Genomic DNA, 11,705 nt, shown 5'->3' on the forward strand with positions numbered 1-11,705 from the left:
ACATTGGAAACCACCTAAGAGGAGAGATGCGCATGGAACGTTACGATCTGATTGTACGCGGCGGCAGCGTGGTGCTGCCGGACGGCGTCACGAAAGTCGATGTCGGGGTCAAGGATGGAAAAATCGCGGCAATCGCCGCCAAACTGGAGGGCGAAACAGAGCAGGAGTGGGACGCGGCGGGACTCCATGTGCTTCCAGGCATGATCGACGTGCACGTTCATTTCAGCGAGCCGGGCCGCGAGCATTGGGAAGGCTTTACGACCGGATCAGCCATGATGGCTGCCGGCGGCTGCACCACCTTCTTCGATATGCCGCTGAACGGCATTCCGTCTACGGTGAATGAGGAGGCTCTGCTGGATAAGGCTCGTCTTGGAAACGAAAAGTCGCTCGTCGATTTCGGCCTTTGGGGCGGACTCGTGCCGGGTAACGAAGACGATCTGCAGCCTTTGGCGGAATCTGGCGTGATTGGATTCAAAGCGTTCCTGTCCACGACAGGCAACAAAGAATTCGAAGCCGTGGACGACATGACGCTCCTGAACGGCATGAAAAAGATTGCAGCACTCGGCAAGGTACTGGCCTTGCATTCCGAGAGCGCAGCAATCACCAACTGGCTGAAAGCGGAAAAGGAAGCGGCGGGACTAGTGAGTGCTGACGACTATCTGGAGACTCGCCCGATTCTCGCCGAAGTTGAAGCGGTGGAACGCGCGCTGCATTATTCGGAAATAACCGGCTGCGCGCTGCATTTTGTGCATATCAGTTCGGCTGCGGCCGTGGCGAAAATCGAGGCGGCGAAGGCTCGCGGCATGAATGTAACGGTTGAGACGTGCCCGCATTATCTGCTCTTTAATCACAATAGCCTGCGGGAAAAAGGCAGCATCGCCAAGTGCGCGCCTCCACTGCGGGAAGCAGACGAGCAGCAACGGCTAATCGCCCTGCTGGCACAAGGCAAATTCGATATGTTGTCGTCGGACCATTCACCGTGTCCGTACGAGATGAAGGACCCGAAAGATTATAACCTCTTTCAGGCCTGGGGCGGCATTAGCGGCGGACAGTTCACGCTGCTGTCGGCCCTGGAACTGGCACTGGCGCACGACATCCCGCTCGAGCAGGTCGCCGCGTGGACGGCATCGAATCCGGCGAAGCGCTTCGGTCTCGCGGGCAGCAAAGGCACCATTGCCATCGGGATGGATGCCGATCTGGCGATCGTCGATTTGAACGTAGCGTTTACGGTAACGGAAGAAAATTATTATGCGAAACATAAGCAGAGCCTGTATATCGGACATACCTTCCCGTGCAGCGTGGCCGGTACCGTCGTTCGGGGACATATCGTCGCTCGCAGCGGCGAAGTGTCGACGGAGGCTGCGACAGGCAGCTGGCAGAAGCCATGAATAGATACGAATCACAAAGAAGCAGGTTGAGAGATCAACCCGCTTTTTTTCGTTTAAGCATGCTGCTACCCTTCTATTTTCATCGCTAACGGGATACCGTTCGAGAAATCCATATTCATGATTGCAAAAGAGGGACAATCCATTTAATCTTGGTATAAACACGAATGAAAGGGGTTACTTCACGTTATGGCACTGATCACTTGCAACTTTTATTCCGATACGCTTGGCTTGAGCACAAGTATGCACGTCATTCTCCCGCAGCAAACCCACACCCAGATCGGCATGGAAAATGTAACGGGCAAAGGACTTCATCCTACCCTGTATTTACTGCACGGTTTGTCCGACGACGATTCCATTTGGCTGCGCCGCACCTCAATCGAACGTTATGTGGCTCAGCTCGGCATTGCCGTCGTCATGCCGCAAGTCCATCGCAGCTTCTACACCGACATGGCCGAAGGCGGACGGTACTGGAGCTTTATCAGCGAAGAGCTGCCCGCGCTTGCGCGCTCGTTCTTCCCGTTGTCCGACCGCCGGGAGGACAACTTCGTTGCCGGCCTCTCCATGGGCGGATACGGCGCTTTCAAGCTTGCGCTGCGCAAGCCGGACCAGTATGCGGCCGCAGCCAGCTTGTCCGGCGCGCTCGACATGGCAGCGCACATGGACAACGCTTCCGGCGCACTGAGTCGCGCGGAGCTGGAACGCATTTTCGGGCCGAGCATCGCCGGGACGGAAAACGATCTGTTCCATCTGCTGAAGGAAAGCCAAGCTTCCACAGGACCTCGCCCTCTTTTATACCAATGCTGCGGCACAGAGGATTTCCTCTACGAAGACAATCAAACGTTCCGACAGGCCTGTGCACAGACAGACTTCCAACTGACTTACGAAGAAGGGCCTGGGGCTCACGAATGGGGATATTGGGATGCGAAAATCCAGGATGTCCTGAAATGGCTGCCATTGGCGAAGAAAGAATAGTCGGCGAGCGAGAGCGATCGGAGCAGAATTTTACGTTCTGCCCGCTTCGTCTTTTACCAAAAAAAGAAGCAGGAACGAGAGCTTACGCTCTCACCCTGCTTCTTTGTATATAACCAGTCATTTCGGACCAAACATTAACCGCGGTTTTCGATCCACTGCTCCGTCAGCTCGAGCACCTTTTCGCTGCGTGCAATCGCTTCGGCAACCTGGCCGGATGCCGTTCCGCCGTAAACGTTACGGGCGTTGACCACCGCCTCCGGCTGCAGCACATCATAGATGCGCTCATCGAACAGCGGGGAGAACTGGCGGAATTCGTCGATCGTCAGATCGAGCAAATATTTGCCGTTCTGGATGCAGTAGAGCACCGTTTTGCCGATGACTTCATGCGCTTGGCGGAAAGGCAGCCCTTCGCCCACGAGGAAGTCGGCGATGTCCGTTGCGTTGGAGAAGTCCTGATTGACGGCCTGACGCATGCGACCTTTGTTGACTTTCATCGTCGCGATCATTGGAGCGAACAATTGCAATGCGCCTTCCAACGTAGCCACCGTATCGAACATGCCTTCCTTGTCTTCCTGCATGTCTTTGTTGTAAGCAAGCGGGAGAGATTTCAGCACCGTGAGCAAGCCCATCAGATTGCCGTATACCCGTCCGGTTTTGCCGCGAACGAGTTCCGGTACGTCCGGGTTTTTCTTCTGCGGCATGATGCTGCTGCCCGTGCAGAACGCATCGTCCAGCTCCACGAAGCCAAACTCCGTGCTGCTCCACAGCACCAATTCCTCGCTCAGTCGGGAAAGGTGAGTCATGATCAGGGACGCCGCTGCCAGGAACTCGACGATAAAGTCGCGGTCGCTGACCGCATCCAGACTGTTTTCGTACACGCCGTCGAACCCGAGCTGCTCGGCCACGAAGTGGCGATCGATCGGGAACGTCGTTCCGGCAAGCGCTCCGGCGCCCAGCGGCAGCACGTTAATGCGTTTGTAGCTGTCCATCAGCCGCTCTGCATCGCGTTGGAACATGGACACGTAAGCCATCAAATGATGCGCAAACAGGATCGGCTGCGCACGCTGCAAATGCGTATATCCCGGCACGATCGTATCCAGATTGTCCTTCGCTTGCCCGATCAACGCTTGCTGCAGCGCATGCAGCATGCCGACAAAACCAACCACGCGCTCGCGCAGGTACAAGTGCATGTCCGTCGCGACCTGGTCGTTCCGGCTGCGCCCCGTATGCAATTTACCGCCAACCGGGCCGATCGTTTCGATCAGGTTTTTCTCGATGTTCATATGAATGTCTTCGTCAGATACCGAGAACTCCACTTCGCCTGCACGGATTTTGTGCAGCACGGTAATCAGGCCTTCCTTGATCGTTTCCACGTCTTCGGCAGGCAAAATGCCGCATTTGCCGAGCATCGTCACATGGGCCAAACTGCCTTGAATGTCTTCCTCAGCCAGCGCTTTGTCAAAGTTGATGGATGCCGTGTACTCCTCCACCAGATGATTCGTTTGTTTCGTAAAACGTCCGCCCCACAGCTTGCTCACGGTGAATATTCCCCTTTCGCTCATGGACAAAGCCGCTCCTGCCGAAGTTTCGGCAAGAACGGCCCGCCTTGTCATTGATTATGCATGCCAACGCTGGCAGCTTGTATATGCACGTTCCGAGCCATTAAAAACGCCCGGCGCCCGCGAATTAGTTTTTGTTTTGCTCTACGCCGGAGTTCACTTTCAGGCGCAGCGCGTTCAAGCGGATAAAGCCGGTTGCATCTCCTTGGTCATACGCTTGCGTCGGATCCGCTTCCATCGTGGCGATGTCCGGATTGTACAGGCTGACAGGGCTTTGAACCCCTGCGCCGATAATGTTGCCTTTGTACAGCTTCACGCGCACGGTTCCGGTCACGTTTTTCTGACTTTCGGTCACGAGCGCTTGCAAGGCAAGGCGTTCAGGCGCAAACCAGAAGCCGTTGTATACCAGCGTGCTGTAACGCGTAATCAGGCTGTCGCGCAGGTTCATCACTTCGCGGTCCATCGTGATGGATTCCATTTTGCGGTGAGCGGTGAACAGGATTGTACCGCCCGGCGTCTCGTATACCCCGCGGCTTTTCATGCCGACGAAGCGGTTTTCCACCATGTCGACGCGTCCGATGCCGTGTTTGCCGCCCAGCTCGTTCAGTTTCTCCATGACTTGCAGCGGACTCAAACGTTCGCCGTTCAATGCCACGCAATCGCCTTTTTCGAATTCCAGCTCCAGATATTCCGGTTGATCCGGCGCATCCTCAGGAGAGCTGCTGAGCAGGAACATGTCTTTATTTTCTTCGGAGCTTGGATCGAACCAAGGATCTTCCAGCACGCCGCTTTCATAGCTGATGTGCAGCAGGTTGCGGTCCATGGAATATGGTTTTGCTGCGGAAGCCGTAACTGGAATGCCGTGTTTCTCGGCATATGCGATCATTTCCGCACGTCCAGGGAATTGGTTGCGGAATTCTTCCAAACGCCAAGGCGCGATCACTTGAATATCCGGTGTCAATGCAGCTGCGTTCAGCTCGAAGCGAACTTGGTCATTCCCTTTGCCCGTAGCGCCGTGAGCGATCGCCGTAGCGCCTTCGGCGCGGGCGATGTCCACCATGCGTTTGGCGATCAGCGGACGCGCGATGCTTGTGCCGAGCAGGTATTGTCCCTCATACAGAGCGCCTGCCTGGAACATCGGATAGATAAAATCTTTCGCGAACTCGTCGCGCAGATCGTCGATGTACACTTTGGACGCGCCCGTTGCGAGTGCTTTCTCTTCCAGTCCGTCCAACTCTTCTTTCTGACCGATATCTGCCGTGAAGGCGATGATTTCCGCATCATATGTTTCTTTCAGCCATTTCAAAATGACCGATGTGTCCAGTCCGCCGGAATAGGCGAGTACGATTTTTTCCTTAGCCATTGTCGCTTCCCCCAAAGTTGATATCCGTGAATATGTTGGGTTGCGCACACCACTCCGATTGCAGTACCATCTTCCGATCTTCGTTATCCCCGGATTTTTTGATCACCCTATAAACGGGCAAATCCGGTGATAAAGGCGAGCGCTTCGCTTCTCCAGATTGGTTCTGCACTCTCCGTTAATGCACAAACATCAAATCCACTTCTATCAAAAAATATAATTAATAAATAATGATAAGTCTCGCTTGCTCTATCATCGCTAACCCCGCCCTCAAAATCAACCATTTTGAGGCAAACGGCGGTTATTCGCTCATTAACGCGGCCATCAAGGCCTTCTGTGCATGCAAACGGTTCTCGGCTTGATCGAAGATGACGGAGTTCGGGCCGTCAATGACGCCTTCGCTCACTTCTTCGCCGCGGTGCGCCGGCAGGCAGTGCAAGAACAGATAGTCCGGCTTTGCGCCTTTCATCAATTCTTCGTCCACTTGGTAGGCCGCAAATGCTTGCTCGCGCACTTTTTGCTCCTCTTCAAAGCCCATGCTCGCCCATACGTCCGTGTATACCACGTCCGCGTCCTTCACAGCTTCATGCGGATCGTAAGTTACCGTAACTTCAGAGCCGCTTTCCTTCGCGATGCTGCGTGTCTGCTCTACGATGGCGCTGTCCGGCTCGTATCCCTTCGGCGTAGCGACTGCGACATGGATGCCCATTTTCGCCGCGCCCAGCATGAGGGAATGCGCCATGTTGTTGCCATCGCCCACGTATGCCAGCTTCAAGCCTTCAAGCTTGCCTTTGTGCTCCAGCACCGTTTGGAAATCAGCCAGCACCTGGCACGGATGGGCTGCATCGCTCAGACCGTTGATGACCGGAATATCGGCATGTTCCGCCAGTTCAGTCACGTTATGGTGTCCGAACGTACGGATCATGATTCCGTCCAGATAGCGGGACAATACTTTCGCCGTATCATGCGTCGTCTCTCCGCGACCGAGCTGAATATCGTTTTTGCTGAGGAACAGCGCGTGTCCGCCCAACTGGAACATGCCTACTTCAAAAGATACCCGCGTACGCGTGGACGATTTTTCGAAAATAAGTCCGATCGTTTTGCCTTTCAGCGGCTGATAAGGCACGCCGTTTTTCTGTTTTCCTTTGATCTCGATGGCCAGATCGAGCAAATAACGGATTTCCTCTGCCGTATAGTCCGTGAACTCGATGAAATCCCGGCCTCTAAGGTCGATTTTTTTGATTTCGGTTTGCGATGCTTGCGTCATTATTCGTATCCTCCTTCATTCCGGTTCCCTGCACCCGCCTGGGCAGAAAAGAAAACCCATTCTCTTCTGCATTCTCACGCGGCGCCATGCGGCTGCAGGGATTCAGCTGTACATGTTCACCCGGAGGGCCGGAAGTGGCCCCCGGAGCAAACGAAATATTTTAACCAACCTTCAATTGAAGAGTGGACTTACAAAATTATGCGTTTTTAGCAGCAACATGCTCTTGGATCAGTTCCGTAACGAGGGTTACCGCCTGATCAACCTCTTCCTTGCTCACCAACAGGTTAGGCAGCAGACGAATCACGTTCGGTCCTGCATTGACGAACAGAATGCCGCGCTTTTGCCCGGCCGTAATGATATCGCCGACCGGCTCCGCGCACTCGATGCCCACGATCAGCCCGAGGCCGCGCACCTCCTTCACGAACGGAATGTCTGCGAGCTTCTCGCGCAGCGCATTCATCAGATATTCGCCCGTCTCTGCAGCACGCTCCGGCACACGTTCCTCCAGCATCGTTTCCACGGTGGCGATCACCACCGACGAAGCGAGCGGCGTACCGCCAAACGTAGTCGCATGGCTGCCCGGCGTAAACGCATCTTTCAGATATCCTTTACCCAGCATGGCGCCCACAGGGAAGCCGCTTCCGATCCCTTTGGCGACCGTGAAAATATCCGGCTCAATGCCATAATGCTCATGCGCAAACAGCTTGCCTGTCCGTCCCATGCCCGTTTGCACCTCATCCACGATCAGCAGCAATCCGTGCTCGTCGCACAGCTTCCGGATATGCTCGACGAATTCGCGTTTGACCGGATGCACGCCGCCTTCTGCCTGCACCATTTCAATCATGATCGCCGCCGTTTTGGGCCCGATGGCTGCTTCGAGCGCTTCTGTATCATGGAGCGGTACGGTCACGAAACCGGCCGGGAGCGGAAGGAAACCTTCCTTCACTTTATCCTGGCCTGTTGCCGTCAACGTTGCCAAGGTGCGTCCATGGAAAGATTGGGCAAACGTGATCACTTCATAGCGGTCCGTACCCTTCACTTTCTGGTGATAGCGGCGCGCCAGCTTGATGGCCGCTTCGTTCGCTTCCGCTCCGCTATTGCAGAAGAACACCGCGTCCGCGCACGTATTCGCCGTCAACAGCGCTGCCGCTTTCTCCTGGCCGGGAATCTGGAACAGGTTGGATACGTGCCACAGCTCATCGATCTGCGCTTTCAGCTTCGCCGCGATTTGATCGGGCGCATGGCCAAGGCTCGTTACCGCAAGACCGCTCATGAAGTCCAAGTATTTGTTGCCTTGATCGTCCCATACCCAGCTGCCTTTGCCCTTAACAAGACTGATGGGATACCGCGAATATGTCTGAAAAAGCGAGCTCTCCGTTTGCCCGGAAGGCGCCGCCCCAGCCGCTACGGCACCCGCTACCGCCGTAGCGGCGCCGATTTGTTCATTGTCTTTTGCCATCGCCGTTTCACTCTCCTGTTCCTTAATGAATGCGTAGGGAATGCCGATTAAGAGGCTGCAACGAAATAAAGCATCGCTACTTTCCTTGCAGCTCCTAAGGCATCCGGATAATGCGCGTACCGATCGCTTCTCCGCCAAGCACGCGGCTCAAAATTTGCGGTTCGCTGCCATCCACGATAACGACCTCGCGGACGTCGCCATGAATGCAGGCAATGGCCGCGCGCACTTTCGGAATCATGCCGCCATAGATTTCTCCGGTCTGAATCATGTCCTCGATCTCCTGCACGGAGACGGAAGGCAGCACCTTTTTCTCGCCGCGTACCGTCTTCATGATGCCAGGCACGTCCGTCACGACGATCATGCGGCTTACGCCAAGGTGGGATGCTACTGCTCCAGCCGCCGTGTCGGCGTTGATATTGTAGCGCTGCCCGCTCACATCCACGCCCACCGGCGCGATGACAGGCATGTAACCCATGTCCACAACGCCTTGAATAATCGGCGCTTCCACACCAGTCACTTCACCAACCCAGCCGATTTCAGCGTGGTTCGTTACCGGTCTGGCCTGGATGAGTCCCCCGTCCACGCCGGACAATCCGATCGCCCGGCCTCCTACGCGCTGGATCAGGCGAACGATCTGTTTGTTGATGCTGCCCGCGAGCACCATCTCCACGACATCCAACACCGCTTCGGTCGTCTTGCGCAACCCGTTCACGAATTCGGTCTCGATGCCGAGCTTTGCCAAATTGTCCGAGATCGCCGGGCCGCCGCCGTGCACAATGACGGGCTGAATGCCCTGAGCCTGCAGATCCCGCAGATCCGCAAAAAACGATTCCGGCAACGCCGCCAGCGTGCTTCCTCCACATTTCATCACAAAGCGCTGCTTGCCCGCTTCGGTCCAAGCCCCGTTCTGTTCGCTTGGCAAAGTTGTTGAACTCATGACGCCACCCCTTTCACTGATGAATTAACATTGAACCAATGATTTTTACACGGAGACACTACGTGGTCATGTAAATGTCTAGTTCAACCTATCCAAATGCTCTATTATGTGCGGTATGCCGCATTGATTCGTACATAGTCGTAAGTCAAGTCGCAGCCCCATGCGATGGCGGAACCTTCGCCATGGTTCAAGTCGACCACGATGCGAACGGTATCGCCTTGCAGGTAGGCCAGCGCCGCCTCTTCATCGAAAACTACCGGACTGGACTGCTTCAGCACCGAAATGTCGCCCAAACGGATGTCCACCGTATTCGGGTTAACAGGCTGGCCTGCACGCCCTACAGCCGCGATAATGCGCCCCCAGTTGGCATCGGCGCCGAACATGGCGGACTTCACCAGGCTGGACCCGATCACGGTCTTGGCGATCGCCTGTGCGGAGTCATCGCTAACTGCCCCGGTTACTTGGACTTCCACCAGTTTCGTGGCGCCTTCGCCGTCTCGGGCGATCGCTTTGGCCAGCACTTCGCACACATAAATGAATCCAGCCGCAAAAGCTTCCCAGTCGGCATGCTCAGGCGTCAGCTCTTCATTGTCGGCCAAGCCGCTGGCCAAGGCCACCAGCATATCGTTGGTGCTCATGTCCCCGTCAACGGTAATCATGTTGAACGTGCGGTTGGTCGTCTGACGCAGCAATTGGTGCAAGGCCTCCGAACCGATGGCCGCATCCGTGGTCATAAAAGCAAGCATCGTCGCCATGTTCGGGTGGATCATGCCCGAGCCTTTGGCCGCACCCGCAATCGTTACCGTTTTGCCGTTTACTTCAACGGATACGCAAGCTTCCTTTTTCACCAGATCCGTGGTCAGGATTGCTTGGGAAAATTGTTCCGCCTGCTCCGCATCCACGCCCAGGTTTGCCGGCAATGCGGCAATGCCTGCATGCACCGCGTCCATTTTCAGCAATTCGCCAATGACACCCGTCGATGCCACGGCAACATCGTCCTCGGCTACGCCCAGCTCGCGTGCAGCCGCAGCGCGCATGGCGTACGCATCGTCCTCGCCCTGCTGCCCCGTGCAAGCATTCGCATTGCCGCTGTTCACTACCACCGCTTGCAGGCGGCCGTTCACGAGACTTTCGCGAGTGACCTTGAGCGGGGCTGCCTGGAATACATTCGTTGTATATACCGCAGCCGCAGCCGCCGGCACGTCGCAGCGAATGGCGCCGATATCGTTGCGCGATGTTTTTTTCAGCCCGCAGTGCAATCCGCCAGCAGCGAACCCGCGCGGGGTTACGATTGTTCCGTTCTTAATGACGGCAAAAGCCTGTTGTTCCACATTTGTTCCCATATGTTATCCCCCGTCAGGCGTTCGGCTGCATGCCGACCTCCGCCGCTTTCATGAACCGCTACCCCGATGAAACAGGACCGGGAGTGACCGGCAGCTTGCACCGATGCACTCCTTGCGTGCCCATTTCTTATGGATATACAGGCGTCATGTTCAGTCCGAGGTTCTCCTCCCATCCCATCATCAGATTCATATTTTGAATGGCTTGCCCGGAAGCCCCTTTGACCAGGTTGTCGATGACGGAAATAATCGTCAGTCTGCCTGTGCGAGGGTCTGCCGAAAATCCGATATCGCAGTAGTTCGAGCCGTACACTTCTTTCGTCGCAGGCCAGATGCCTGGCTCCCGAACGCGGACGAAAGGCCGGTTCTCGTAGTATTTGCGATACAAGTCTACCATTTCGCGGTCCGTATGTTCCCCGGTAAGGCTCGCATACATCGTGCTCATGATCCCGCGCGTCATCGGTACAAGATGCGTCGTGAACGTCACCGTTACCGGCTTTCCGGCAATCAGGCCGAGAACTTGCTCAATCTCCGGAATGTGCTGGTGTTTGTTCAGCTTGTAGACCCTGAAGTTTTCGTTCATCTCGGCATAATGATGAGGAAGTCCAATGCCTCTTCCCGCACCGGATACGCCGGATTTCGCATCGATGATGATGGTGGACGGATCGATCCAGCCTGCTTCCACAGCCGGAATCAGTCCCAGCAGCGTAGCCGTCGGGTAACACCCCGGATTGGAAATGAAATTCCGATCCTTCACCTGATCGCCGAACACTTCAGCCATGCCGTATACCGCTTCTTCCAACAATGCCGCCGGCGCAGCAGGGTGTTTGTACCACTGTTCGTAGGATGCTCCGTCTTTCAACCGGAAATCGCCCGAGAGATCGATGACTTTCAGTCCAACCTCAAGCAGGCTCGGCACAAGCTTGGCGCTTACTCCGGATGGAGTCGCAGTGAATACCAAATCAGCGCGTGTCGCAATCTCGGCCGGATCAACGCCGTCGAGCGGCCTTCGCACAACCCCCGTCAGATGCGGGAATCCATCCGCGATGGATTCGCCGCTGCTGGATGATGAGATCACAGACGTAATCTCAACATGCGGATGATGTTGTAAAAAACGAATCAGTTCCACCCCGCCGTAGCCGGTGGAACCGACGATTGCCACTTTCAATTTGCTATTCACTCTCGCTCCCCCAATCCCGCTGCATACGCCGTATAGTCTATGTCGCGCTTCGTTTCCCGATTACCTTAAAGTCAATCGGAGCGCCTATCCGTCGCTTCTATGCATATTTGTGTATTATTATACATCCACATTTATATAAATACAACACTCTGCCATGAATTTCACATGCTTTCTCTTTCAGCTCGAAACATATCTTTCCAATATCTGCGGACGAACTACGTCACTTCTGCTAAAATACGTAGT

The 11,705-nt window shown here is 55.4% G+C and carries 9 protein-coding genes; 2 read left to right on the forward strand and 7 right to left on the reverse strand.

The genetic code is table 11. The features are described from left to right. Positions 1-32: 32 nt before the first annotated feature. Positions 33-1,388, forward strand: a complete 1,356-nt coding sequence (locus MKY59_RS28245; protein ID WP_339274891.1) for an allantoinase — start codon at positions 33-35, stop codon at positions 1,386-1,388. Between the two features lie 186 nt (positions 1,389-1,574). Beyond that, on the forward strand, positions 1,575-2,360 hold the full coding sequence (locus MKY59_RS28250; protein WP_339274893.1) for an alpha/beta hydrolase family protein: 786 nt from the start codon (positions 1,575-1,577) through the stop codon (positions 2,358-2,360). Between the two features lie 134 nt (positions 2,361-2,494). Here MKY59_RS28250 and argH read toward each other — a convergent pair whose 3' ends face one another. From argH to argC, 7 genes are all read right to left on the reverse strand, one after another. After that, the gene (argH, locus tag MKY59_RS28255; protein ID WP_236420946.1) at positions 2,495-3,898 is read right to left on the reverse strand and encodes an argininosuccinate lyase; all 1,404 of its coding nucleotides are present in this window, start codon (positions 3,896-3,898) and stop codon (positions 2,495-2,497) included. Between the two features lie 148 nt (positions 3,899-4,046). Then, a complete protein-coding gene (locus MKY59_RS28260) occupies positions 4,047-5,282 on the reverse strand; it encodes an argininosuccinate synthase (protein ID WP_339274895.1) in 1,236 nt (411 codons plus the stop codon). A 298-nt stretch (positions 5,283-5,580) separates the two neighbouring features. Then, complete coding sequence (gene argF, locus MKY59_RS28265; RefSeq protein WP_339274896.1) at positions 5,581-6,546, reverse strand: ornithine carbamoyltransferase; 966 nt, start codon at positions 6,544-6,546, stop codon at positions 5,581-5,583. 196 nt (positions 6,547-6,742) lie between these two features. Beyond that, on the reverse strand, positions 6,743-8,005 hold the full coding sequence (locus MKY59_RS28270) for an acetylornithine transaminase (protein ID WP_236420907.1): 1,263 nt from the start codon (positions 8,003-8,005) through the stop codon (positions 6,743-6,745). Between the two features lie 94 nt (positions 8,006-8,099). Next, complete coding sequence (gene argB, locus MKY59_RS28275; protein ID WP_236420947.1) at positions 8,100-8,873, reverse strand: acetylglutamate kinase; 774 nt, start codon at positions 8,871-8,873, stop codon at positions 8,100-8,102. Between the two features lie 173 nt (positions 8,874-9,046). Continuing rightward, positions 9,047-10,285 (reverse strand): bifunctional glutamate N-acetyltransferase/amino-acid acetyltransferase ArgJ, encoded by a 1,239-nt coding sequence (argJ, locus tag MKY59_RS28280; RefSeq protein WP_339274899.1) that lies wholly within the window; start codon positions 10,283-10,285, stop codon positions 9,047-9,049. Positions 10,286-10,412: 127 nt separating this feature from the next. Next, the gene (gene argC / locus MKY59_RS28285; protein WP_339274900.1) at positions 10,413-11,462 is read right to left on the reverse strand and encodes an N-acetyl-gamma-glutamyl-phosphate reductase; all 1,050 of its coding nucleotides are present in this window, start codon (positions 11,460-11,462) and stop codon (positions 10,413-10,415) included. Positions 11,463-11,705 lie beyond the last annotated feature (243 nt).

Origin of the sequence: Paenibacillus sp. FSL W8-0426, assembly GCF_037969725.1 — a bacterium.
GTDB classification, from domain to species: Bacteria; Bacillota; Bacilli; order Paenibacillales; family Paenibacillaceae; genus Paenibacillus; species Paenibacillus hubeiensis.